This window comes from Polaribacter sp. PL03 (genome assembly GCF_033875165.1).
GTDB lineage: Bacteria > Bacteroidota > Bacteroidia > Flavobacteriales > Flavobacteriaceae > Polaribacter.
In genome coordinates, this window is record NZ_JAWZSV010000003.1 from 603,191 (window position 1) to 626,328 (window position 23,138).

A 23,138-nucleotide genomic window follows, 5' to 3' on the forward strand; every position below is an offset into this window, starting at 1 on the left:
TTTACCTGTTTTTATCCCTTTCTAAAACTATCGCATTCCAATTTTGGGGCATTTCTTTTAAAATCCAACCTTCTCTTGCGTATTGATTTAATAGATCTTCAAAATTTTGGACTCTATTTCTAAAACCTAATTTTAAGGTAACAACTTTATATTCTTTCATTTTTTTTAATATTAATGACTTAATGTACCTGTATTTACAATTGGCGAAGCTTCTTTGTCTCCACATAAAATAACCAACAAATTACTAACCATTGCAGCTTTTCTTTCATCATCTAGCTCTACAATTTGTCTTTTGTTTAATTCTTCTAAAGCCATTTCTACCATTTCTACAGCACCTTGTACAATTTTGTGTCTTGCAGCAACAATTGCGGTAGCTTGTTGTCTTTTTAACATGGCAGAAGCAATTTCATTAGCATAGGCTAAATACCCAATTCTAGCTTCTAAAACTTCAATACCTGCTATTGTTAAACGTTCGTCTATTTCTTTTTCTAAAGCTTCAGAAACCTCATTTACACTAGAACGTAATGTAATATCTTCATCATGGCCTTCATCTGCAAAATTATCATAAGGGTACATACTTGCTAGTTTTCTAACAGCTGCATCTGTTTGTACACGAACAAAGTTTTCATAATTATCTACATCAAAAGCTGCTTTGTAAGTATCTGTAACGCGCCAAACTAAAATTGTAGAAATCATTATAGGGTTTCCTAACTTGTCATTTACCTTTAAACGTTCACTATCAAAATTACTTGCTCTTAAAGAGATTGTTTTCTTTTTATAAAAAGGATTTGCCCAATACAAGCCATTATCTTTAATTGTTCCTACATACTTACCAAATAATAAAACAACCTTAGAAGTATTTGGGTTTACCAATATAAAACCGAAAAAGCCAATGAAACTAATTACTGTAATTAAAATATATACAGCATTTTTCTGTTGAATAGAGAAGGTAATACTTCCAAAGAACAACATTAGAACAATTACTAACATTAAATACCCGTTAGCTGGTTTTATTATTTTTTCTGATTTCATTGTGGTTAATTTAGTTTGATATTAAATTGATATCACAAATATATCGAATTATTTTATTGATTTCAAAATAATTTTGACATTTATTTTTTATAACTTCGCAAAAACTTATATAAAATTTTAAAGATGAAACTTAAATTATTTTTATTAATATCTTTCTTTTTCTTTGCAAAACCAACTGCAGAAGAAGCTGTTTTTTGGGGACAAAACGGACATAGAGCAACTGGTAAAATTGCCGAAAATCATTTAAAGAGAAGAGCTAAAAAGAAAATAGACAAATTATTAAACGGACAAAGTTTAGCATTTGTGTCTACTTATGCAGATGAAATAAAGTCTGATAGAGCTTTTAGTAAGTATTATTCTTGGCATTATGTTAATATGAATTTGGATGAATCTTATGCAGATACAGCGAAAAACCCAAAAGGAGATATTGTTACAGGAATTAATAAATGTATAGAAGTTTTAAAAGATAAAACTAGTTCTAATGAAGATAAATCTTTTCATTTAAAAATGTTAGTGCATTTTGTGGGAGACTTGCATCAACCAATGCATATTGGGCAAAGAGAAGATAAAGGTGGTAACACTATACAGGTTCAATGGTTTGGCCAGGGAACAAATTTACATGCTGTATGGGATACTAAAATGATTGAAAACTGGAATATGAGTTATTTAGAATTAGCAGATAGTGCTAAAGATTTATCTAAAAAACAAATAGAGGCTATCGAAGCAGGATCTATTGTAGATTGGGTAGATGAAATTCATGAAGTAACAAAGGAAGTTTATAAATCTGCAAAAGTAGGAGAGAACTTACGTTATAAGTATTCTTACGATCACTTTGGTACGGTTAGAAATCAATTACAAAGAGGAGGAATTCGTTTAGCAAAAATATTGAATGATATTTTTGGTTAAACCAATGATAAATAAAAATATAAAAACCTCATTAATACATATTAATGAGGTTTTTTTGTTAAGAATCAGTTAATTCTTAACTTCGTTATTAATTAATATGTAATTTTATAAATATGAAATTAAAATCAATTTTTCTGTGCTTTATATTTTTAGGGTTTGTTTCTTGTAAAAAAGGAACTTCTAAGATTGAAAATGAGGCAATAAATACACCAGCAATTACTGTTAAATCTTATACTTATAATGAGTTAAAGCCATTATTAGAAAAGAAGGATGACAAGATATATGTTATTAATTTTTGGGCAACTTGGTGTGCGCCATGTGTAAAAGAATTGCCAGATTTCGAAAAACTAAATAAAGAATATACTTCTAAGAATGTAGAGGTTTTATTAGTAAGTTTAGATTTCCCAAAACAAGTAGATCGAAAGTTAATTCCTTTTATAGTAAAGAAAAACTTACAATCTAAAGTAGTGCTGTTAGACGATATTAATGAAGATGTTTGGATTAAGGCTATAGATTCTAATTGGTCTGGTGCAATACCTGCAACTATTATTTACAATAAAAATAAAAGAAAATTTTATGAGCAATCTTTTACTTATGAAACTTTAGAGGCAGAATTAAAAACCTTTTTAAAAGAATAAATTATGAAAATATTAAAACTGGTATTACTATTAACTTTTGTTGGTGTGTTAAGTGCTTTTACTTTTAAAATAACAGATGGTTATAAAATAGGAGATAAAATAGAAAATTTTTCTCTTAAGAATATCGACGATACATCTGTGTCTTTATTAGATTACAAAGAAGCTAAAGGATTTATAATTATTTTTACGTGTAATACTTGTCCGTATTCTGTTGCTAATGAAGACAGAATTATTGCTTTAGATAAAAAATACAAAACATTAGGTTTTCCTGTAATTGCTATAAATCCAAACGATCCTATTGCAGTTCCAGATGATAGTTTTGCTAAGATGAAAGTTAGAGCTCAAGAAAAAGGATTTAAGTTTCCTTATCTGTTAGATGACGGTCAGAAAGTATATCCTAAGTTTGGTGCAACAAAAACACCGCATGTTTATATTGTAACTAAAAAAGACATGAAAGTACAGTATATTGGTGCAATAGATAATAGTTCTAGAGATGCAGATAATGTAACAGAAAAGTATGTGGAAAATGCTGTAGATGCTCTATTAGCTGGTAAAGAGATAGAGAAAAAAGAAACAAGAGCTATTGGTTGTTCTATAAAAGTACAGTAAAAAAAAGCCTTCTTATAAAATTGAAAAATCTCAAACAGATTAATTGTTTGAGATTTTTTTATGCTGTAAATTTAAAACAGTATTCTTTTACTTGATTAAGTTAATTTATATTAAAAGAGTAAATCCCCCTTTTATTGCACAATTAATGAAAACGGGAACTGGTAGTTGAAAGTAACAGGTTTTCCGTTATGAACAGGAGCATAAGTCATTTTAGGAATTAATTTCATAACTCTATTAACTTCTTGTATAATAGCAGAACTAGGTTTACTAGATCTTGTTTTAATATTTGTTATTTCACCTTTTACGTTTATGTTAAAGTTGATATATACTCTTAATCTACCTGCAGCTAAGCCAATTCTATTTGTTATGCCTCCATCGAAATTTTTAGAAAAACCTTTTTGTATTGCACGACTAAAACATTTTTTAGCAATTGTAATGTCTTTAGAAACTTCACAACCAGGATAAATAGGTGCTCTTAGATAACTTACTATAGAACTTGTGTTTATAATAGTTTTATTATTAGAAAATGATAAGAGTTGTAACGAATAAATATTGAAAGGAGTAATGTCTGCAAAATTTAGTTTTGATTGCGGATATTCTTTAAAAAGAGCAATTACTTTTTTATTAACTTCTTTAGATCTTGCATTTGTGTGAATATTGAAGAGTACTTCATTAGCATCCATTTCAAAAGATATAATTAGACGTTCATAAACTTTATTTAAACCTATTTCTTCAATCTCCTTTTCTAATAGATGCTTTGCAAAGAACAAAGAAAGTTCATTGTCTATACTAGGCTTAGTAAATGATTCGTACTCGGGTTGTCTCTTTTTATAAATGGGTATTTCACCTTTTTTAAAAGTTATATATGTGCCGTAGTTAGATTTTAAATTTACACCATTAAGTGTTTCTTCTTTTTTAATTGCTCCAAAAGAATTTAGAACTCTCTCAACTTCGTTTTTAAAAATTGATGGAACTTTTGTTTTATCATTTAACACCAAACTATCTGAAGAAATAGTGTATCTAATATAAAGCTTAGTTTCATCCTCTTTTATAGAATCTAACAAAGAGAAGTCTAATGAATTAAATAAGTGTTTTTTTACCTCTGTATTCCAACAAATTTTTATGTCTTCGAAATATTCTAAATCATCGCAATTAGCACAAACTGGTGGAGATTCTATAATAACTGTAGAACTGCAGTTAAAAATGTATTTATCTTTTTTTTTAGAGATAATCTGAAGATGATATCTATTTTTCTTGTCTAATTCTACAAGGTTTAATTTTTCTAAAGGATAGTTTTCAAAAGCTTCTAAAATTTCTTTTTTCAGTAGTTTGTTTCCGAAAGAATTAATCTTAATAGCATAAGGTTTGTTTTTACTATTGATTAAAAAAGATAAAGCAATATTGCTGTTTTTAGGAGCGAATACTGCTTTATTTAAATTTTTCATAGAAACCTGTTTCTTAAAATATGTAGACAACTCATTTTTAGAGTCAGGTTTATGGTCTTTAGTAATTTTAGTCCAATCTATATTTTGAGCATTTACAATACTATGAATAAAAAATACAGTTATTAGAATATACTTTTTCATAGAATTTTATTACTTAAAATATAATTAATCGATGCTTAAATGGAACAATGCATCTCCTTTATTTACAATTGGTGTTTTATTAATGCAAAAGATATGACAATCAAAAGGAGCATAAATTTTCTTTTTAAACTCACCAAAAGGATCTTGAATAACACCTAATACTTCTTTCTTTTTTACAAAGCTACCGTTAGCAACTCTAATTTTAAACATACCAGAATCAGATGCTCTTAGCCACTTAGCTTTGTGTACAAAAACAGGTGTAGCTCTAACGGTAATTTCTCCTTCAATTAAGCCTAAACGAATTAATACATTCTTTGTTCCGTTTACGCCTTCGTTAATAATTGTAGGGTTTAATTCTTTAGATTTTCCACCTTCAAAAAGTAAAACAGTTTTACCCATTTTATGTAACGTGTCTCTTAAAGATTTAGTAATGTTTTCAGAAAAAACAATCATTGGTGGGTTAAAAACCTTTGCCAGTTCTAATGCTTTCTCATCATCTTTACTACATCTTATTTGAGCAATATTATCTCTGTCGCCACCACCAGTATGAAAATCAATAACATAATCTATAATAGGTGCAATTTCTTTAGTAAATTGATATGCAAATTGGCTAGCTAAAGAGCCGTTTGCAGAGCCAGGAAACATTCTGTTTAAATCTCGTCCGTCAGGAAATTCTCTAGTCTGAATTAAATACCCAAAAATATTAAAAACAGGAATACATATAATGGTTCCATTTTTTGGTTTATTAATTTTTAGGTTAATAATCTCTCTAATAATTCCAACGCCATTAGTCTCATCACCATGTATACCTGCTAGTAATAAAACAACAGGTCCAGGATTATGAGAACGTTCTATAATTATAGGAACTTTTACAGTAGTTCTAGTATGTAATTTTGCTACTTCTAAATCTAAAACAGTACGTTTTCCTTTAGGAATTTCTTTTCCTAAAAGAATAAAAGGGTTATTCGACATGAATTTCTAAATAACGAATTATTTCTTTTGCAATATTTTTACCTGTAGCTACTTCTATACCTTCTAAACCAGGAGAAGAATTTACTTCTAAAACCAAGGGTCCTTTAGATGATTGTAACATATCTACACCAGCTACACCTAAACCTAAAGCTTTGGTTGCTTTTAATGCTGTTTTTTCTTCTTCGTCTGTTAATTCGATAATAGTTGCATTTCCACCTCTATGTAAGTTAGAACGAAATTCGCCTTCTTTTCCTTGACGTTTCATTGCTCCAATTACTTTACCATCAACAACAAAAGCTCTAATATCTGCACCACCCGCTTCTTTAATAAATTCTTGCGCAATTACTCTTGCACCTAAACCATTAAAAGCTTCTAAAACAGAAGTTGCTGCATTTTTAGTTTCTGCTAAAACAACACCTAAACCTTGTGTACCTTCTAATAATTTTAAAATTAAAGGAGCACCACCAACAGATTCTACTACATGTTCTACATCTTTAGTATAATTAGCGAAAACTGTTTTTGGTAAGCCAACACCAGCTCTTGCTAAAATTTGTAAACTGCTTAATTTATCTCTAGATTTTACTAAGGCTTGAGAAGAAACTGCAGAAAATACTTTCATCATTTCAAACTGACGAATTACTGCGGTACCATAAAAAGTTACAGAAGCACCAATTCTAGGTATAATAGCGTCGATGTTTTCTAAGTACTCACCTTTATAAAATATTTTAGGTGATCTTCTTTCGATTTCGATGTTACATTTTAAATGGTCTACAACCATTACTTCATGACCTCTTTTTTCAGCGGCTTCTACCAATCTTCTAGTTGAATACAATTTAGGATTTCTAGACAGAATTACAATTCTCATTATATTTTATTTTTTAATTTGTGTGATAAATCTTTCTTTGCAGTGTCTATCACAAATTCTTTGTTTAAAAATTTTCTCCCTAACAATATAGGGAATTTCATGTCTTTACGTTCACTTAAAGTTAAATGAATTGGAAAAGTTTTATCAAACATTTCAATTTTAGTTTCTATCATAAACCTTTTTTCTGAAATTCCGTTTGAACTTTTTACAAGTTTCATTTTATAGTTCTTGGTAGAGAACTCTTTATTATTGTAAAAAACATGTTCTGGGTCGAATAATGTAAATTTTATAAAACTCTCATTATTTACTGTAATTTCTTCAATATTAGAACAATGTATTGATGAAGTATAAGCACCAGAATCGATCTTAACATCTATATCTTCTAATATTAATTCAGGAAAATCGGCCTTATCTATTCTACCAATTGTAATTTTCATTAGTTTAATTTATATGAAGTAAAATTAACAATACTTATTCATTAAAAAAGAAAAAATTTTACAATTTTGCTATTGCAGCTTCAGCACAACGTTCTCCATCCATTGCTGCAGAAACTATTCCGCCGGCATAACCACCACCTTCACCACAAGGATATAAACCTTCTATTTCTACATGCTCTAAATCTTCTTTTCTAGGAATATTAATAGGAGAAGATGTTCTAGATTCTACACCAATAATATTTGCTTCATTTGTGTAATAACCATGCATTTTACTACCAAAAGCAGCAAAACCTTTTCGCAATCTACTACCAATAATTTTGGGTAATAAAGAGTGTAAAGGCGCAGATTTTAATCCTGGTTGGTATGAACAATCATTCAAATCGTTAGAAAGCCTTCCATCTACAAAATCTACCAATCTTTGTGCGGGTGCAGTTTGTGTTCTTCCACCAGCTAAAAAAGCTATTTTTTCTAAATCTTTCTGAAACTCTAATCCTTTTAATTCTCCAAAATGTTCATATTTTTTGAAGTCCTTTTCTATATCTAGTTCTACAACAATACCAGAGTTTGCAAATTTATTATTTCTTCTACTTGGCGACATTCCGTTTACAACAACTTCTCCATTTGCTGTAGCTGCCGGTACAATAAAACCACCTGGGCACATGCAAAAAGAATAAACACCTCTGTTATTAACTTGGTGCACTAAACTATATGCTGCTGCAGGTAATAACTCATCTCTTTCGCCAGAGCAGTGGTATTGTATTTGATCTATAATTTCTTGCGGATGTTCTACACGAACTCCCATTGCAAAAGATTTTGCTTTAATTCTTATTTCTTTTTTATGTAATAATTCGTAGATATCTCTAGCGGAATGTCCGGTTGCTAAAATAACAGAATTAACAGCTATTTCTTCTCCATTTAGAAGTCGAACAGCTTGTAGTTTATTATTTTTAAGAACAAAATCTGTAACTCTAGTTTCAAAACGAATTTCTCCACCAAATTTTAAGATATTCTCACGAATGTTTTCAATTATTTTAGGTAATTTATTTGTACCAATATGCGGATGCGCATCTACTAATATTTGTTCTGTTGCACCATGAAAAACTAGATTTTCGAAAATTCTTCTAACATCTCCACGCTTTAAAGAACGTGTATATAACTTTCCATCAGAATAGGTTCCTGCGCCACCTTCACCAAAACAATAATTAGAATCTTCATTTACAATATGATCTTGATTAATTGCTTTTAAATCTCTTCTTCGTTCTTTTACGTTTTTTCCACGTTCCAATACAACAGGTTTGTAACCTAATTCTATACAACGCAATGCAGCATACATTCCTGCAGGACCAAAACCAATAATATGAACCTCTTTGGCATTAGAAACGTCTTTATATTCAAATGTATAATCAGATTTTTCTGGAACTTTCTCATCTATATAAACAGCAACTTTATAATTAAAGATGATATCTTTTTTACGAGCATCAATAGATTTTCGTAATATTTTTACTGCGGAAATTTCGCTTTTGTCAATACCTAACTGTCTAGAAGCTTTATATAAAAGAATATTTTCTTTACGCTCTTCTATTAAATTTACACGAAGCTGAATGTCTTTAACCATTCTGCAAAAGTAATTAAATTATAAGTGATTTTAGTGAAGAAAATTGCAGAGAATCTTAAGAATTTATTGATGTTAAATTTGATGCGTTTTTTAATGATAGTTTGAAGTTATTTTATTTTTGATGTTTTAGTAAAATTAAGCCAATTCACATTTTATCATTCGATCATTACCAAATAAATCTTTCTTTAATTCAATATTTATAAACTCTTTTTCTCTTAACATTTCAGCGGTTTCTTTTCCTAAATATTGATTGATTTCAAAAAATAAGAATCCGTTTTTTGTAAGATGTTTCTTTGCTAAATCTGCAATTTTTTTATAGAATAATAAAGGGTTTTCATTCGAAACAAACAATGCTAAATGTGGTTCATTCTCTAGTACATTATTTTTAATTTCTACTTTTTCTAATTCTCTAACATAAGGTGGGTTAGAGATAATTATGTTAAATTGTTGAGGTAGTTCTTTTGTTTCTAAAATATTCACTTCAATAAAAGCTACATCAACCTTATTTAAAGCGGCATTTTCTTTTGCTATTTTTAAAGCTTCCGTAGAAATATCTATTCCAGTAATTTTTGCATTTTGTAAGTTTTTAGCTAGAGATATAGGTATGCAACCAGTTCCTGTACCAATATCTAAAAGTGAGAGTGTTTTAGTTTGGATCTTAGTTTTTAACTGCGGAATTTCTAAAAGAATCCACTCAACTAATTCTTCTGTTTCAGACCTTGGTATTAATGTATGCTCATTAACAATAAAAGGCAAACCATAAAACTCTGTGTTACCCAAAATATATTGAATAGGTTCTTGCTTTTGTAATCTTTTAATAATGCTTTGTAGCGTAGCTAAATTGTTATCAGTAATTAAAAAATCTGGTTTTAAAACAGTATCAATTCTTTTAAGACTTAGTTTTTCTTCCATTAAAATAAAGAAGAAACTTTCTATTTCTGTACTTGGATAGATTTCTGAAAGTGCTTCCGTAAAAAACAATCTAAATTCTTTAAGAGTCATAAGTTTTATAATAACGGACTAAAAAATCTGCACAAACGTTCTAATGTTTTTTGTTTGTTAGATCTATTTAGAAAATCCTTTAAATTAATTTTAGTTGCTTTGTCTTTTCGATTATTAAATTCTTCTCTAATTTCTGATGTTAATTCGGTGTCAAAAATAATGGCATTTAATTCATAATTATGTTCGAAACTTCTACAATCGAAATTTGTAGAACCAATAGATGCAATTTCATCATCTATAAAAATTACTTTACTATGTGCAAAGTCATCTCTTAAATATATTTTTACTCCTGCTTTTAATAAACTTTCAAAGTAAGAATACATGCTGTAAGTTGCTACTCTAGAATCTCCTTTTTTAGGTAAAATCAACGTTACTTTTATGCCACTTAAAGCGGCTATTTTAAAAGCTTCTAAAATGGAAAAAGTAGGTATAAAATAAGGGTTCATCACACAAATACTTTCTTCAGCTAAATTTATAAAGCTTAAATATTGTTGCATAACTACAGATTGGTCATAATCTGGCCCGCTAGAAACAATATGAATTTTTGCGTTCTTTTCTGAAGGATATGTTTTTGTGTATTTTTCGTTTTCGCTTAAATCTGTTTCAGTTGCATAGTAATAATCTTTTAAAAAAGATTTGTGCAAACTTGTTACAGCATCACCTTCAATTTTAATATGTGCGTCTTGCCAAATACCTAAAAAATCGTCATCATTTATATATTCATCTGTAATGTTTACACCACCCGTAAACCCAATTTTATTATCAATTACACATATTTTTCTGTGATTTCTGTAGTTTAAAGTAAAAATAAAGTTACCGTATTTAAGAGGCATTTCTGGGTAAATTTCTACGCCAATAGCTTCTAATTCTTTCTTTATTTTTTCTTTTAATTGATAACTTCCAATCGCGTCATACAAAATTCTAACTTCTACGTTTTCTTTTCTTTTTTGTTTTATAAGTGTTAGTAATTCAGAAAATATTTTACCTTCTTCAATAATATAGTATTGCAGATGTATAAAATCTTTGGCATTTTTAATAGCTTCAAAAAGAATTTCAAAAGTTTCTTTACCGTTTTTTAAAACATGTACTTTGTTATTAATATCTAAAGGAATACCGGTGTTATTGTATATAAGGTTCGATATTTTTTCTGATTTCTTATTTTTTAAATGAGATGTGTTTTTATTCTCCTTATTTTTAAAAGTACTTTTAATATAATTTTTTCTTTTTTTAGTTTCCTTTAACTCGAAAAACTTAATTTTTCTTCGGTTAATTCCAAATAAAAGAAAAATAAAAACGCCAATAAAAGGAAAGAAAAAACAAATAAGAGACCAGCTTAAAGATTTAGATGGTTTTACACCAAAATATAAGATGTTGTAAAATGCCCAACTAAAGAGAATTATGTGAATTGCAGAAAGTATATAATAGATCAAATTAGTAGTTTATATTTTTTTAAGCATCCAAACATTACAAGAATAGTGGCCTGTGTTTCCCATTGGTTTATCTAAATTAAGAAAGCCATTTTTTTTATATAGTTTTCTAGCAGCTTCCATATAAGGCATTGTTTCTAGGTAACAACTTTCGAAACCAAAATCTTTCGCTTTTTCTAAACATTTAGAAATTAAACGAGTGCCTAAACCTTTTCCTCTTGCAATTGGTAAGAAATACATTTTCTGAAGTTCGCAAATATTGTCTTCGCAGTTATCTAATTTTGCAATACCTGCACCGCCAATAACCTTATTTTTGTGTTCTACAACAAAATACGCTACGTTCTCTTTTTGGTATGTTTCAAACATTAAATCTGTAGCTTTATCTTCATAAGCAGTGCCAATTTTAGGAGCGCCCATTTCTAAAATTACAGTTCTAATTACTTTAGATAGATCTAAATTGTCTGTTGGTTTTATTTCTCTTATTATAAAATCTTCATGTATCATTTATTACCGTATTTTTGCAAGAGCAAGTTACCTAAATTTTATTTTTTTTTAATGAAAATTACACTATATTTTTTTGTTTTAGTTTTATTAATAACTGGTTGTTCTGTGCAAAAAGAACCTGTTTTTATTAAGGTAGATAATGTAAAGGTTTTAAGTTTCGAATCTGATACTATTAAATTAAAAGCAGATGCCTTTTTTGAAAACCCTAATGATGTTGGTGGTAAAATTTCTACAGATGAAATAAAAATATTTGTAAATGGGGCAGAAGTTGCTCAAGTTTTTTCAGAAGAATTTAAAGTGCCTGCAAGAAAAGAATTTTCGATTCCTTTAATAGCTCATATTCCTACAAGAAATATTTTAAGTTCTAATAAGAACGGTGTTTTAGGAGGTTTGTTAAATTCTTTAATCTCTAATAAAGTAAATGTTAGAATAAAAGGGAATTTAGAATATGTTGTTTTCGGTTTTAAAAGAGAGTTTTTAATTGATAAAAGTCAAGAAATAAAAATTAAATATTAAGTTATTAACCACGAATTATACATAAAACGCTGTTTACAAATTGCTAAAAATGGATTAGGAACAACACGCCCTAATCCGTCTGTTGGCGCTGTAATTGTACATCAGAATAAAATTATAGGAGAAGGTTTTACATCTCCTTGTGGTGGAAACCATGCAGAAGTAAATGCAATTAATTCTGTGCATAATAAAGAGCTTTTAAAAGAGGCAACTATTTATGTAACGTTAGAGCCTTGTAGCCATTTTGGTAAAACGCCACCTTGTGCAGATTTAATTGTAAAAAATAAATTAGAACAAGTTGTTATTGGGTGTTTAGATTCTAATAGTTTGGTTGCTGGGAAAGGAATAAAGCGTTTAGAGCAAGCAAATATTAAAGTAGTTGTTGGTGTTTTAGAAAATGAATGTAGAATGCATCATAAACGTTTTTTTACGGTTCAAGAAAAAAAGCGTCCTTATATTATTTTAAAATGGGCAGAAACTAAAGATGGTTTTGTAGCGCCAATATCTAAAACAGAAAATAAACCTGTTTTTATATCTAATACATATTCACAGCAACGGGTTCATAAATTACGAAGTAAAGAACATGCAATTCTTGTTGGTACAAATACAGTTTTTGCAGACAATCCTAAATTAAATGTTAGAAGTTGGTTTGGAGAAAACCCAGTTAGAGTTGTTTTAGATCGCACATTAAGAATTTTTGAAAATGCAAGTGTTTTAGACGGAAGTGTAAAAACAATTGTTTTAACAAGTAAAATAAGTAAAGATAAAGAACAAAGAGAAAAATTAATTTTTGAAGAAATAGATTTTTCTACCAACGTTGCTTCTCAAATTTGTTTAGTGCTGCAGAAACACAACATTCAATCTTTAATAGTAGAAGGAGGAACGCAAACATTGCATACTTTTATAAATGAAAATTTATGGGATGAAGCCTTGGTTTTTGTGGGTAATAATAGTTTTGGAGACGGAGTTAGATCTCCAGAAATTAAAAAGAATTATACAGAAGAAAACATTTTAAAAGATGTTTTAAAAATATATAAGAATGATTAAAAACATCGTCTTCGATTTTGGAGATATTTTTATCAACTTAGATAAAAAACGATTTGCAAATGAGTTGCAAAAATTAGGTATTTCTCAAGAATCAGAAGAATTACATCCTGCTTTACATGCGTATGAAAAAGGACTTATTTCTACGGAAGATTTTACTGTTTTCTTTAAGAATAAATTAAATGTTTCTTCAGAAAAATTAATAAATGCTTGGAACTCTATTTTGCTAGATTTTCCTAAAGAGCGTTTAACGTTTATTGAAGAATTGGCTAAAAGTAAGAAATACAGACTTTTTTTATTAAGCAACACAAACGATTTACATATTTCTTGGATAAAGAATGATTGGGGAATGGATTTGTATAATTCCTTTAAAGTTTGTTTCGAACAATTTTATTTGTCACACGAAATAAATTTTAGAAAACCTAATAACAATATTTATGAATTTGTTTTAAATGCCAATAATTTATTAGCAGAAGAAACACTTTTTATAGATGACACAAAAGAAAATACAGACGCTGCAAAGTCTTTAGGAATTAATGTTTGGCATTTACTTCCTGGGCAAGATGATGTTGTAGAGTTATTCACTAAAAAACATATTTAATTTGATCTTTTTACTTTTAAGTATCCTTTTTTCAACAGGGTTATTCGTTATTTTTAAATATTTTGGCATTTATAAAATAGATGTTTTAAAAGCAATTTTTGTAAACTACATTGTCGCTTTTTCTATGGGGTTTTTGTTAGCGGAAAGACAAATACCAATTTCAGAAATTTATTTAGAACCTTGGTTTCCTGGTTCTTTAGTCTTAGGAGCTTTGTTTATTTCTATCTTTTTTGTAATGGCAATGACAGCTCAAAAAAATGGAGTTTCTGTAACTTCTATTGCAGGTAAAATGTCTGTAGTAGTTCCGGTTTTGTTCGGTATTGTATTATACAATGAATCTGTTACTTTCTTAAAAATATTAGGAATTATTATAGCATTAATAGCAGTGTATTTATCTTCTGTAAAAGAAGAAAAGTCTCAAAGTAAAGGAACCTTATTGTTTCCTATTTTACTTTTTATAGGTTCTGGTACCATAGATACGTTATTAAAATATGTGCAAGTAAATCATGTTGCAGATGAAGATGTTTCTATTTTTTCTGGAAGCTTGTTTGGTATTGCAGCAATTTTTGGTTTTATTATATTAATAATTAAAACGATTAAAAAAAGAGAATCATTTGGTCTTAAAAACATTGTTGCAGGTATTATTTTAGGTGTTCCAAATTATTACTCAATAGTCTTTTTAATAAAAGCGCTACAAAACAAAGAATTTGAAAGCTCAACTTTATTTACTATTAATAACGTCGCAATTGTAATTGTGTCAACTTTGGTTGGTTTGTTATTATTTAAAGAGAAGTTTAGTTTAAAAAATAGAATTGGTGTTGCTTTGGCTATTTTAGGAATTATACTAGTAACTATCGCATAAATGGAAGAAGACGTATACAAAACAATAGAAAAACCATCTGAAGAGACTCTTTTTAAAGAAAAAGGGAGTAAGTTTTTTGGTTATACTTTTCCTGTTTTGTCGGAGGATGATGTAAAAGAGAGGTTAGAGGAACTTCGGAAAAAGCATCATGCAGCGCGTCATTTTTGTTACGCCTACCAATTAGGAATAGAGAAAATTAGGTTTAGAGCAAATGATGATGGTGAACCAAATAATTCTGCAGGAATGCCAATTTATGGTCAAATTCAGTCTTTTGAAGTGACCAATATTTTAATTGTTTCTGTTCGTTATTTTGGAGGAACAAAATTAGGTGTTGGAGGTTTAATTTCTGCATATAAGACGTCTGCTCAAATGACTTTAGAGGCATCTAATATTTTAGTAAAAACCATAAATATTCAATACAAATTAACTTTTAATTACGATTTGATGAATGCTGTACAGAGAATCATCAAAGAAAAAAACTTAGATATTGTAAACCAGAAACTAGAAATGGATTGCCAATATATTATCTCTGTTAGAAAAAATGATGCAGATTCCATTTATGCAATTTTCGATAATTTATATAAGGTTGAAATTAAGGTTTTTGAATAATATTTAGTTTTATTTTAAAAAATAATGTAACTTTATTTCAACCTAATGGTGTAATAAAATTTTCTAAATTATTTTTTAAACGCTATGAAATTAAGACGCATCGCATATACTAGTAAAGCAACTATTCATTTTAGTAAACGAGATTTGTTAGATTTACTTCACGATTCTAGAGCATATAATTCTATGGATAAGATTAGTGGAGTTCTAATTCATAAAAACGGTTATTTTTTACAAATTATAGAAGGCGATTCTAAAGATGTTGATGATCTTCTTACACGTCTTCATAAAGATACTAGACATACCGATTTTAAAATTATTAATGATTCTTTTGTGCCAGATAGGATGTTTTCTAAATGGGCTATGGGTTGTGCAGATTTTGATGATCCTACATTGGCTATGATACCGGGAATTAGAACAGATTTAAATGACCCAGTTGTTGTAGATAATTTAATAAACAGCCTTTCTGAAGTAGCAACTTTATTGCATAATAACTTAACAGAATATCATATTAATGGAACCAATAAATCTAATTAATTCTTAGAAATTAAAAACCTAAACCCTCTAATAAATAATCTGGACAACGCATTGGTCTTTTTGTTTTAGAATTCATAAAAGCCAAGACAGAACTTCCTGTACAAATTAATTCATCATCCTGATTTTTAATTTCATAATTAAATTCAATTTTTACCATTGGCTTTTTTTTGAGAAAAGTATGAATGGTTAAAACATCATCATAAAGTGCAGATTTTATAAAATTAAAATTTATAGAAATTACAGGAAGCATTATTCCGCTCGTTTCCATATCTTTATAAGTTACTCCTAAAGAACGCAACCATTCTGTTCGTCCTAATTCGAAAAATTGTGCGTAATTTCCATGGTATACAACGCCCATTTGGTCGGTTTCAGAATACCTAATTCTAGTTTTTGTAGATGATTTTTTCAATTATTATAGATAAAATTTATTTTAGCATTTTACGTAAAAAATAGTTAATAATCAATAGCAAATTGATTTTTTTATACTGAATTTTATTCACACTTTTGTACAACCTAAGAAAGCAGGTTAAAATCTCTTTTTTCCCCATAATTAATAACCCAATAAGCACCATAATAATACATGACTTTAACTGCTGACTCAGTTTGGAATGAATGCTTGTCTTTTATAAAAGACAATATTAAGCCACAAGCATACAAAACTTGGTTTGAACCAATCAAACCCGTAAAACTTTCTGGAGAGGCGTTAACGATACAGGTGCCTAGTAAATTCTTTTACGAATGGTTAGAAGAACATTATATTAAGTTATTAAGAGTTGCATTGGTAAGACAGTTAGGTAGTGATGCCAAATTGGTTTACGATGTAAAAATGGAAAACAATTACAGCAGTAATAGACCGCAAATTGTTAAGATACCTAGTTCTAACAGAGATCCTTTAAAACCACAAAAGGTTGCAGTTCCTTTAGATTCTAGTAAAAGAGAATTAAGAAACCCATTTGTAATTCCAGGATTACAAAAGGTTAAAATAGAATCTCAATTAAACCCAAACTATAATTTTGTAAACTTTATAGAAGGAGATTCTAACAGGTTAGCACGTTCTGCTGGTATGGCAGTTGCAAACAAACCAGGTGGTACTTCTTTTAACCCACTATTAATTTATGGTGGTGTTGGTTTAGGAAAAACACATTTAGCACACGCTATTGGTGTAGATATTAAAGACAAATACCCAGATAAAACAGTATTGTATATTTCTTCGGAAAAATTTACACAACAATTTATAGATTCTGTAAAGTCTAACACAAGAAATGATTTTATTCATTTTTATCAAATGATAGATGTGTTACTTATAGATGATGTTCAGTTCTTATCTGGAAAAGCAGGAACACAAGATGTTTTCTTCCATATTTTTAACCATTTACATCAAAATGGTAAGCAAGTAATTTTAACATCAGACAAAGCGCCAGTAGATATGCAAGACATAGAGCAGCGTTTGTTATCTCGTTTTAAATGGGGATTGTCTGCAGAATTACAAGCACCAGATTATGAAACTAGAATTTCTATTTTAGATAATAAGTTGTTTAGAGATGGTGTAGAAATGCCCGAAGATATTGTTGCTTATATTGCTAAAAACATAAAATCTAACGTAAGAGAATTAGAAGGTGTTATTATTTCTATGATTGCGCAAGCTTCTTTTAATAGAAGAGAGTTCTCTTTAGAGTTGGCAAAACAAATTGTAGATAAGTTTGTAAAGAATACGAAGAAAGAAGTCTCAATCGATTATATTCAGAAAGAAGTTTCTAAGTATTTCGATATGGATGTTGCTACTTTACAGTCTAAAACAAGAAAACGTCATATTGTACAAGCGCGCCAATTAGCAATGTATTTTGCGAAGAGATTAACTAAAACATCTTTGGCAAGTATTGGTAACCAAATTGGGCAAAGAGATCATGCAACCGTTTTGCATGCTTGTAAAACAGTAGACAATTTAACTGAAACAGATAAGCAATTTAGAAAATACGTAGACGACTTAACTAAGAAGTTAACGTTTTAAATTAGCGTTTAAAATTATAATTTTTTTAATTTTATTTTGATGAAAAAAGTACTAATGGTTTGTTTAGGGAATATTTGTCGTTCTCCTTTAGCAGAAGGTATTTTAAAATCTAAAGTAAATAAAGAAACTATTTTTGTAGATTCTGCAGGAACAGCTGCATACCACATTGGTAATTTACCAGATGTACGTTCTATTGAAGTTGCTAAAACTTACGGAATAGACATTACAAATCAAAAAGCTAGAAAAATTACAGTAAAAGACTTCGATGTTTTTGATTTTATTTATGCTATGGATGAAAGTAATTATGAAAATATACTTTTGTTAGCTAGAAATAGTAATGATAAGCAGAAAGTAAAAATGATTTTAAAAGAATCGGATGCCGCTAAAAATAAATCAGTTCCAGATCCATATTACGGTGGAAATTCTGGTTTCGAAAATGTTTACAAGATGTTAGATGAAGCTTGTACTATTATTGCGAGAAAATTAGCTTAATTAATTCTTCGAATAATCATCACTAGAAAATACATACAACAATACTTAAAATATAAGAAATGATTGGTAAACTCTATTTAATACCCACAACATTAGGAGATACAGAACCTTTAGAGGTAATGCCTTTGTCTGTTAAAAAAGTAGTTGAAGAAATTGATTATTATATTGTTGAAAATGAAAAAACAGCAAGAAAGTTTATCAAAAAAATTTCACCGAAAAAATCGCAACCCTCATTAAATTTAATGTCTTTAGATAAATATGCTGAAGAAATTGAAACTAGAAGATATTTAGATGTTTGTAAAGAAGGTATTAATGTAGGTTTGTTATCTGAAGCAGGTGTGCCAGCAGTTGCAGATCCTGGTGCAAGTATTGTAAAGTTAGCACATGAAAATAATATTCAGGTTGTACCACTAGTTGGCCCAAGTTCTATTTTAATGGCAATGATGAGTTCTGGTATGAATGGGCAAAATTTTGCTTTTAACGGTTATTTGCCAATTGATAAGTCGGATAGGAAAAAAGCACTTAAAGATTTAGAGAAATTATCTTTAGATAAAAATCAATCTCAAATTTTTATAGAAACTCCTTACAGAAATGAGAAGATGTTTGCAGATTTAAAAGCAGTATTATCTCCTAGTACAAATTTATGTATCGCAGCAGACATTACGTTACCATCAGAATTTATTAAAACACTATCTGTGCAAGATTGGAATAGTCAAACACCTAATTTACACAAGAAACCTGCTATTTTTATTATTCATAAGTAAAGAGAATTCCTGTTTATATAAGACAGTCTTATTATAAAAAAAAAACACTATAATAGATTATTGGAATCTATTAAAGTGTTTTTTTTTGTTGAAAAAATGGTTTAAATTTTTGCATTTTTATCTGCTATAATATTAGATACGTTGTAGCTAGCAAACCTTTTTAGGTAAGATTGAATACTAGCTCCGTAAGCATCAGAAAAACGTTCAGAACCATTACTTCTTAGAAATTTCTTTACATTACCTGCGCCACTTAAATGTGCTGCAGCCAAAATTCCAGATTCTGTAATTTTAATTCCGTTCATTGTTTTACCAACAGAACGTACTATGTCTTTTCTAAGAATCCATTTGTTTACTTTACATAAAGCTACAAATGCTTTTTCTTGTAGAGCAGGAGTTCTTAAAAATTTTTGTGTGTCGTAAATATTAAATCTATGTAATGTAGTTTTGCCAAATTGATACTTGCCTAAGTAACCTAAGGTATTTACAGTTGCATATTTTCCTTGAGATTCTTTAAATGCTACTGCTTCTTTAAAAGCAACAAAATCTCTTTTTAGATAAAAAATGTCATTTCCTATAGATTTAGGAAAACTTAATTTAGTTATTGCTTTTGTTTCTGATTTAGGAACAATTTTTTTATCAACTGAAGTTGCATTGATAAAAAGGATAACTATGCTGATTAAGAGTATTCTATTTTTGATAAAAACTGTATTTCTGTTTTGCGGGTGCAAATCTACAATACATTTTTAAAGTAATTGATTATCAATATGTTAAATTTTACTAAAAATACAAATAATGAAATTTTACTTGTCCTTTAGTGTTTATTTCTAGTGTTGGTGAAGGTATCTTTATGAAATTAACAACAGAAAAGACAGATTGTAACAATTTTGATTTTGTCTCAATTTTAGTCAAATCTAAGTCTAAACTTAGGTAGAATTGTCTGTAAGGGTCTTGTGTTATTGGGTTAGTTGGTTTTGTTTCTCCATATAGCATTCCTTCTGCACCATAACCAAAAGCTACATTTAACCACTTAGGAATGCTACTTTGTTTATTAAAAGACCAAATATTGGCAGAAAGCCAATAAGTTTGACCGTTATAATCTTTTAAAGATTGTTGCAAGAAATTTTCGCCCAAAGTATTTGGTCTTTGTTTTGCAAAATTTGTTTGATGAAAAGAGTATTTAACTGTAATTCTTTGTTCTTGCCATAACAACTCTTGGCCAACCAATAAAGCTGTTCCTGTTGCATTGGCTAATATATCTCCAGGTGACGCTCCCCATTCTTCAGAAAAACCGTCTAATACTTCTACAGCAGTTAAAAAGGTAAAACCTAAAGTGGCGCCATAAATAAGTTGATTTTTTTTTGATACACCAGACCAATCTAGCACTTCCATACCTACTTTTCCTAAATAATAAGAGGTCATTAAATGTCCCGCTTTATCCATTTGTTTCCAATCGTTGTTATCATTTTTAAAATGAAAACTAGAACGAGGATAATCTTTGTACCAAAGTCCGTTTAAAGCTAATAAAGTTCCGCCCGTTAAAAGGCTTTCAGTAATTATTACAGCATTTCTTCTTTTGCTATTTAAAGAATCAGATTTTTTAAAGAAAGAAGACTCTTGCGCATTTGTATTTATTGCACATATTAAAAGTAAAAAAAAAATGATTGTTCTATGTATTGTTAAAATCATTAGAAAGTAACTATCTATTAACTTTTTGTTTATTCATCCATTGATGATATTTAGCGGCATTTCTATTGTGTTGAGCAAGAGATTTGGCAAATGCATGATACCCTAATTTATCAACATTTGCACACATATAAAAGTAGTTATGCTTTTCAGCATTTAAAACACCATCAATTGCAGAAACGTCTGGCATTGAAATTAAAGTAGGAGGTAAGCCTTTGTTTTTATAAGTATTGTAAGGAGAGTTAATTTCTAAATCTATAGTTAGAACTCTTTTTACTACATAATCTTGTCCTTTTACTTCTTTTACACAATATATAATAGTAGGATCTGCTTGTAGAGGCCAACCTTTATTTAGACGATTTAAATACAAACCTGCAACTATTGGTCTTTCAGAGTTTTGTGCTGTTTCTTTTTGAACTATCGAAGCCAACGTAATAACTTCATCTTTTGTAAGATTTAATTTTTTAGCTTTTTGTAATCTATTCGTATTCCAAAACCTTTTGTAAGACACTAACATTTTTGTTCTAAACTTATCTGGTGAAACTGTCCAATAAAACTCATATGTATTAGGAGTAAAAATTTGAAGTACAGATTTATCATTCAGGTTATTTTCTTTTAAAAATTTTTCATCCTTAAATGAATTTAGTAAAGAAATTGAATCTGCTTCTATTTGTTCTGCTATTCTACCAGCAAATTTTTCTAAAGTATCTTGGTTGTTAAAAGATAACTTAAAAGGTGTTTGTCTTCCGCTTCGTAACATATTTACAAGATCGTTATTAGACATTCCTTCTGTTAGAATATATCTACCTGGTTTAGGTTTAGAAAAATTCTTTTTGGCTGCAACCCAAAGAAAGGTTTCTGGGCTATTAGAATATGCTTCTAATTCTTTTTTAATATCTAACAAACTATCTGTAGAAGTTATAAAAAGAACATGTTCTTTTGTAATTGCTTGTCCAAATATTTTTTGATAATAATTGTAACCAAACATTCCGCCAATTATTAAAATAGCAACAAATGTGTAAATAATTTTTTTCTTCAAGTGTAATTGTTTTTAAACGTGTAAAGTTACTATTTTATCAATTGAAATAGTATTTCATCTTTAAATTTTCCTTCAGATAAAATCCAATCTTTTTTTAGACCAATTTTCTCGAATCTATGTTTTGTAAACAAAGAAATACTCTTCGAATTTTCTGCAGTTATATTTGCATACAATTGATGCAAATCTAAATAAGTAAACGCATAATTAATTAATACAGACAAAGCTTCTGATGCGTGTCCATTTTTCTGAAAATCTGGATGTATTAAAATACCAATTCCTGCTCTTTTATGTTGCGGATTAAAATCAAACAAATCAATCATTCCTAATTGTTTTTTTGTTGATTTTTCTTCAATTAATAAGCGTAGTTGTTTTGCTTCAAAAATATCTAAATGTGCATTTTCTAAATATTGTTTTAAAAGAAACTTAGAAAACGGAGTTTGAGTATGACTAACTTCCCAAAAAGATTCGTTGTTTTCTATATTGTATAGAAAATCTAAATCTTCTGGTTCTAGCGCACGTAAATTTATATTTGTTCCTTTAAGTTTGTGCATTATATCTGTATTTCACCGGTAAAAACAAAAGTTGCAGGCCCTTTTAAGAATACATTCTTGTAAACGCCATTTTCTTCAGAAAAAGAAACTTCTAAATTACCACCTTCTACAGGTAATGATATTAAATTACTTTTAGTTTTATTTGTTTTGTGCATTGCAATTGCAACTGCGGTAACACCAGTTCCACAAGCTAGAGTTTCATTTTCTACACCTTTTTCATAAGTTCTAACTCTAAAAGTAGTGTTGTTAATTTGTTCAACAAAATTTACGTTACTTCCAGGAGCAGAATAGGAATTCCTAATTTTCTTGCCATTTTCAAAAACAGGGTAATTATCTAATTTATCAACCATCTCTACATGATGTTGTGTTCCGGTATATGCAAAAACTGAAGTATCATTTACTTGTACATCTTCAACATCTATCATCTTTAAAGAAACAATATCATTTTCTATTTCAGCAAAATGAGGACCATCAACAGCAATAAAATTTGTACTATTTGTAATAATACCTAACTGTTTAGCAAATGCAACAGTACATCTTCCTCCATTTCCACAGAAAGTTTCACTTCCATCAGCATTAAAATAAATCATTTTAAAGTCAAACGTTGTGTCATTTTCAATTAAAATAACGCCATCTGCACCAATACCAAAATTTCTATCGCAAAGTTTAGAAATTAATTTTATATCTTTCTTGTTGAAGGTCGAAGATCTATTATCTACCATCACAAAATCATTTCCTGTACCTTGATATTTATAAAAAGTCAAATTCATAAAGCAAAGATAGTTATTTATGTCATATTTAAACGGTGTTAAAATGTGGTTAAAGTCCGTTAAAATCAAGTTAAA

The 23,138-nt window shown here is 28.9% G+C and carries 28 protein-coding genes; 12 read left to right on the top strand and 16 right to left on the bottom strand.

What is annotated here, in order from left to right; translation table 11 throughout:
• Position 1: 1 nt before the first annotated feature.
• Positions 2 to 160 carry a DUF4177 domain-containing protein gene (locus SHK09_RS08715; RefSeq protein WP_319810379.1) on the bottom strand — a complete coding sequence of 53 codons (159 nt, stop codon included), beginning with the start codon at positions 158 to 160 and terminating at the stop codon, positions 2 to 4.
• Between the two features lie 11 nt (positions 161 to 171).
• The gene (locus SHK09_RS08720) at positions 172 to 1,032 is read right to left on the bottom strand and encodes an SPFH domain-containing protein (protein ID WP_319810380.1); all 861 of its coding nucleotides are present in this window, start codon (positions 1,030 to 1,032) and stop codon (positions 172 to 174) included.
• Between the two features lie 123 nt (positions 1,033 to 1,155).
• Here SHK09_RS08720 and SHK09_RS08725 point away from each other — a divergent pair, with 123 nt between their 5' ends.
• From SHK09_RS08725 to SHK09_RS08735, 3 genes are all read left to right on the top strand, one after another.
• Positions 1,156 to 1,938 (top strand): S1/P1 nuclease, encoded by a 783-nt coding sequence (locus SHK09_RS08725; RefSeq protein WP_319810381.1) that lies wholly within the window; start codon positions 1,156 to 1,158, stop codon positions 1,936 to 1,938.
• 113 nt (positions 1,939 to 2,051) lie between these two features.
• On the top strand, positions 2,052 to 2,576 hold the full coding sequence (locus tag SHK09_RS08730) for a TlpA family protein disulfide reductase (RefSeq protein ID WP_319810382.1): 525 nt from the start codon (positions 2,052 to 2,054) through the stop codon (positions 2,574 to 2,576).
• A 3-nt stretch (positions 2,577 to 2,579) separates the two neighbouring features.
• Positions 2,580 to 3,185, top strand: a complete 606-nt coding sequence (locus tag SHK09_RS08735; RefSeq protein WP_319810383.1) for a thioredoxin family protein — start codon at positions 2,580 to 2,582, stop codon at positions 3,183 to 3,185.
• Positions 3,186 to 3,316: 131 nt separating this feature from the next.
• Here SHK09_RS08735 and SHK09_RS08740 read toward each other — a convergent pair whose 3' ends face one another.
• From SHK09_RS08740 to SHK09_RS08775, 8 genes are all read right to left on the bottom strand, one after another.
• Positions 3,317 to 4,771 carry a hypothetical protein gene (locus SHK09_RS08740; RefSeq protein WP_319810384.1) on the bottom strand — a complete coding sequence of 485 codons (1,455 nt, stop codon included), beginning with the start codon at positions 4,769 to 4,771 and terminating at the stop codon, positions 3,317 to 3,319.
• Between the two features lie 24 nt (positions 4,772 to 4,795).
• Entirely contained in the window at positions 4,796 to 5,743 is a 948-nt protein-coding gene (locus SHK09_RS08745; protein WP_319810385.1) for a succinylglutamate desuccinylase/aspartoacylase family protein, read from the bottom strand.
• A complete protein-coding gene (rimK, locus tag SHK09_RS08750) occupies positions 5,733 to 6,608 on the bottom strand; it encodes a 30S ribosomal protein S6--L-glutamate ligase (RefSeq protein ID WP_319810386.1) in 876 nt (291 codons plus the stop codon). The genes SHK09_RS08745 and rimK overlap by 11 nt, the downstream gene beginning before the upstream one ends.
• The gene (locus SHK09_RS08755; protein WP_319810387.1) at positions 6,608 to 7,045 is read right to left on the bottom strand and encodes an ATP-dependent zinc protease; all 438 of its coding nucleotides are present in this window, start codon (positions 7,043 to 7,045) and stop codon (positions 6,608 to 6,610) included. Before SHK09_RS08755 ends, rimK begins: the two co-directional genes overlap by 1 nt.
• 58 nt (positions 7,046 to 7,103) lie before the next feature.
• Positions 7,104 to 8,660, bottom strand: a complete 1,557-nt coding sequence (locus tag SHK09_RS08760) for an NAD(P)/FAD-dependent oxidoreductase (protein WP_319810388.1) — start codon at positions 8,658 to 8,660, stop codon at positions 7,104 to 7,106.
• Positions 8,661 to 8,795: 135 nt separating this feature from the next.
• A complete protein-coding gene (gene prmC / locus SHK09_RS08765; RefSeq protein ID WP_319810389.1) occupies positions 8,796 to 9,662 on the bottom strand; it encodes a peptide chain release factor N(5)-glutamine methyltransferase in 867 nt (288 codons plus the stop codon).
• A gap of 5 nt (positions 9,663 to 9,667) precedes the next feature.
• Entirely contained in the window at positions 9,668 to 11,092 is a 1,425-nt protein-coding gene (cls, locus tag SHK09_RS08770) for a cardiolipin synthase (protein WP_319810390.1), read from the bottom strand.
• Between the two features lie 9 nt (positions 11,093 to 11,101).
• Complete coding sequence (locus SHK09_RS08775; protein ID WP_319810391.1) at positions 11,102 to 11,593, bottom strand: GNAT family N-acetyltransferase; 492 nt, start codon at positions 11,591 to 11,593, stop codon at positions 11,102 to 11,104.
• 51 nt (positions 11,594 to 11,644) lie between these two features.
• On the opposite strand from SHK09_RS08775, the gene SHK09_RS08780 reads away from it, so the two are divergent.
• The 6 genes from SHK09_RS08780 (at position 11,645) to SHK09_RS08805 (ending at position 15,756) form a co-directional block, all read left to right on the top strand.
• On the top strand, positions 11,645 to 12,109 hold the full coding sequence (locus SHK09_RS08780) for an LEA type 2 family protein (RefSeq protein ID WP_319810392.1): 465 nt from the start codon (positions 11,645 to 11,647) through the stop codon (positions 12,107 to 12,109).
• A gap of 3 nt (positions 12,110 to 12,112) precedes the next feature.
• On the top strand, positions 12,113 to 13,153 hold the full coding sequence (ribD, locus tag SHK09_RS08785) for a bifunctional diaminohydroxyphosphoribosylaminopyrimidine deaminase/5-amino-6-(5-phosphoribosylamino)uracil reductase RibD (RefSeq protein ID WP_319810424.1): 1,041 nt from the start codon (positions 12,113 to 12,115) through the stop codon (positions 13,151 to 13,153).
• Positions 13,146 to 13,751: an HAD-IA family hydrolase gene (locus tag SHK09_RS08790; RefSeq protein WP_319810393.1), complete on the top strand. Its 606-nt coding sequence runs from the start codon at positions 13,146 to 13,148 to the stop codon at positions 13,749 to 13,751. The genes ribD and SHK09_RS08790 overlap by 8 nt, the downstream gene beginning before the upstream one ends.
• A gap of 1 nt (position 13,752) precedes the next feature.
• Complete coding sequence (locus SHK09_RS08795; RefSeq protein ID WP_319810394.1) at positions 13,753 to 14,613, top strand: EamA family transporter; 861 nt, start codon at positions 13,753 to 13,755, stop codon at positions 14,611 to 14,613.
• Positions 14,614 to 15,222, top strand: a complete 609-nt coding sequence (locus SHK09_RS08800) for a YigZ family protein (protein WP_319810395.1) — start codon at positions 14,614 to 14,616, stop codon at positions 15,220 to 15,222.
• Positions 15,223 to 15,306: 84 nt separating this feature from the next.
• Positions 15,307 to 15,756, top strand: a complete 450-nt coding sequence (locus SHK09_RS08805; RefSeq protein ID WP_319810396.1) for a BLUF domain-containing protein — start codon at positions 15,307 to 15,309, stop codon at positions 15,754 to 15,756.
• 10 nt (positions 15,757 to 15,766) lie between these two features.
• On the opposite strand, the gene SHK09_RS08810 is transcribed toward SHK09_RS08805, so the two are convergent.
• Complete coding sequence (locus SHK09_RS08810; RefSeq protein WP_319810397.1) at positions 15,767 to 16,165, bottom strand: thioesterase family protein; 399 nt, start codon at positions 16,163 to 16,165, stop codon at positions 15,767 to 15,769.
• 171 nt (positions 16,166 to 16,336) lie between these two features.
• On the opposite strand from SHK09_RS08810, the gene dnaA reads away from it, so the two are divergent.
• Genes dnaA through SHK09_RS08825 form a run of 3 tightly spaced genes read left to right on the top strand, consistent with a single transcriptional unit; the run spans position 16,337 to position 19,020 of the window.
• Positions 16,337 to 17,764, top strand: a complete 1,428-nt coding sequence (dnaA, locus tag SHK09_RS08815; RefSeq protein ID WP_319810398.1) for a chromosomal replication initiator protein DnaA — start codon at positions 16,337 to 16,339, stop codon at positions 17,762 to 17,764.
• 39 nt (positions 17,765 to 17,803) lie between these two features.
• Positions 17,804 to 18,256, top strand: a complete 453-nt coding sequence (locus SHK09_RS08820) for a low molecular weight protein-tyrosine-phosphatase (protein ID WP_319810399.1) — start codon at positions 17,804 to 17,806, stop codon at positions 18,254 to 18,256.
• A gap of 59 nt (positions 18,257 to 18,315) precedes the next feature.
• Complete coding sequence (locus SHK09_RS08825; protein WP_319810400.1) at positions 18,316 to 19,020, top strand: SAM-dependent methyltransferase; 705 nt, start codon at positions 18,316 to 18,318, stop codon at positions 19,018 to 19,020.
• Positions 19,021 to 19,121: 101 nt separating this feature from the next.
• On the opposite strand, the gene SHK09_RS08830 is transcribed toward SHK09_RS08825, so the two are convergent.
• The 5 genes from SHK09_RS08830 to dapF are packed head-to-tail and all read right to left on the bottom strand — an operon-like array spanning position 19,122 to position 23,063.
• The gene (locus tag SHK09_RS08830; protein ID WP_319810401.1) at positions 19,122 to 19,748 is read right to left on the bottom strand and encodes a peptidoglycan-binding protein LysM; all 627 of its coding nucleotides are present in this window, start codon (positions 19,746 to 19,748) and stop codon (positions 19,122 to 19,124) included.
• A gap of 49 nt (positions 19,749 to 19,797) precedes the next feature.
• Positions 19,798 to 20,706 carry a DUF2279 domain-containing protein gene (locus SHK09_RS08835; RefSeq protein ID WP_319810402.1) on the bottom strand — a complete coding sequence of 303 codons (909 nt, stop codon included), beginning with the start codon at positions 20,704 to 20,706 and terminating at the stop codon, positions 19,798 to 19,800.
• 10 nt (positions 20,707 to 20,716) lie between these two features.
• A complete protein-coding gene (gene mltG / locus SHK09_RS08840; RefSeq protein WP_319810403.1) occupies positions 20,717 to 21,742 on the bottom strand; it encodes an endolytic transglycosylase MltG in 1,026 nt (341 codons plus the stop codon).
• A gap of 29 nt (positions 21,743 to 21,771) precedes the next feature.
• Positions 21,772 to 22,293 (bottom strand): GNAT family N-acetyltransferase, encoded by a 522-nt coding sequence (locus tag SHK09_RS08845; protein ID WP_319810404.1) that lies wholly within the window; start codon positions 22,291 to 22,293, stop codon positions 21,772 to 21,774.
• Positions 22,293 to 23,063, bottom strand: a complete 771-nt coding sequence (gene dapF / locus SHK09_RS08850) for a diaminopimelate epimerase (RefSeq protein ID WP_319810405.1) — start codon at positions 23,061 to 23,063, stop codon at positions 22,293 to 22,295. The genes SHK09_RS08845 and dapF overlap by 1 nt, the downstream gene beginning before the upstream one ends.
• Positions 23,064 to 23,138 lie beyond the last annotated feature (75 nt).

Bases quoted from the DNA above. Each gene is read 5' to 3' on its own strand.
- SHK09_RS08715 (WP_319810379.1), bottom strand. From the start codon at position 160: ATGAAAGAATATAAAGTTGTTACCTTAAAATTAGGTTTTAGAAATAGA.
- SHK09_RS08720 (WP_319810380.1), bottom strand. From the start codon at position 1,032: ATGAAATCAGAAAAAATAATAAAACCAGCTAACGGGTATTTAATGTTA.
- SHK09_RS08725 (WP_319810381.1), top strand. From the start codon at position 1,156: ATGAAACTTAAATTATTTTTATTAATATCTTTCTTTTTCTTTGCAAAA.
- SHK09_RS08730 (WP_319810382.1), top strand. From the start codon at position 2,052: ATGAAATTAAAATCAATTTTTCTGTGCTTTATATTTTTAGGGTTTGTT.
- SHK09_RS08735 (WP_319810383.1), top strand. From the start codon at position 2,580: ATGAAAATATTAAAACTGGTATTACTATTAACTTTTGTTGGTGTGTTA.
- SHK09_RS08740 (WP_319810384.1), bottom strand. From the start codon at position 4,771: ATGAAAAAGTATATTCTAATAACTGTATTTTTTATTCATAGTATTGTA.
- SHK09_RS08745 (WP_319810385.1), bottom strand. From the start codon at position 5,743: ATGTCGAATAACCCTTTTATTCTTTTAGGAAAAGAAATTCCTAAAGGA.
- rimK (WP_319810386.1), bottom strand. From the start codon at position 6,608: ATGAGAATTGTAATTCTGTCTAGAAATCCTAAATTGTATTCAACTAGA.
- SHK09_RS08755 (WP_319810387.1), bottom strand. From the start codon at position 7,045: ATGAAAATTACAATTGGTAGAATAGATAAGGCCGATTTTCCTGAATTA.
- SHK09_RS08760 (WP_319810388.1), bottom strand. From the start codon at position 8,660: ATGGTTAAAGACATTCAGCTTCGTGTAAATTTAATAGAAGAGCGTAAA.
- prmC (WP_319810389.1), bottom strand. From the start codon at position 9,662: ATGACTCTTAAAGAATTTAGATTGTTTTTTACGGAAGCACTTTCAGAA.
- SHK09_RS08775 (WP_319810391.1), bottom strand. From the start codon at position 11,593: ATGATACATGAAGATTTTATAATAAGAGAAATAAAACCAACAGACAAT.
- SHK09_RS08780 (WP_319810392.1), top strand. From the start codon at position 11,645: ATGAAAATTACACTATATTTTTTTGTTTTAGTTTTATTAATAACTGGT.
- SHK09_RS08790 (WP_319810393.1), top strand. From the start codon at position 13,146: ATGATTAAAAACATCGTCTTCGATTTTGGAGATATTTTTATCAACTTA.
- SHK09_RS08800 (WP_319810395.1), top strand. From the start codon at position 14,614: ATGGAAGAAGACGTATACAAAACAATAGAAAAACCATCTGAAGAGACT.
- SHK09_RS08805 (WP_319810396.1), top strand. From the start codon at position 15,307: ATGAAATTAAGACGCATCGCATATACTAGTAAAGCAACTATTCATTTT.
- dnaA (WP_319810398.1), top strand. From the start codon at position 16,337: ATGACTTTAACTGCTGACTCAGTTTGGAATGAATGCTTGTCTTTTATA.
- SHK09_RS08820 (WP_319810399.1), top strand. From the start codon at position 17,804: ATGAAAAAAGTACTAATGGTTTGTTTAGGGAATATTTGTCGTTCTCCT.
- SHK09_RS08825 (WP_319810400.1), top strand. From the start codon at position 18,316: ATGATTGGTAAACTCTATTTAATACCCACAACATTAGGAGATACAGAA.
- SHK09_RS08835 (WP_319810402.1), bottom strand. From the start codon at position 20,706: ATGATTTTAACAATACATAGAACAATCATTTTTTTTTTACTTTTAATA.
- SHK09_RS08845 (WP_319810404.1), bottom strand. From the start codon at position 22,293: ATGCACAAACTTAAAGGAACAAATATAAATTTACGTGCGCTAGAACCA.
- dapF (WP_319810405.1), bottom strand. From the start codon at position 23,063: ATGAATTTGACTTTTTATAAATATCAAGGTACAGGAAATGATTTTGTG.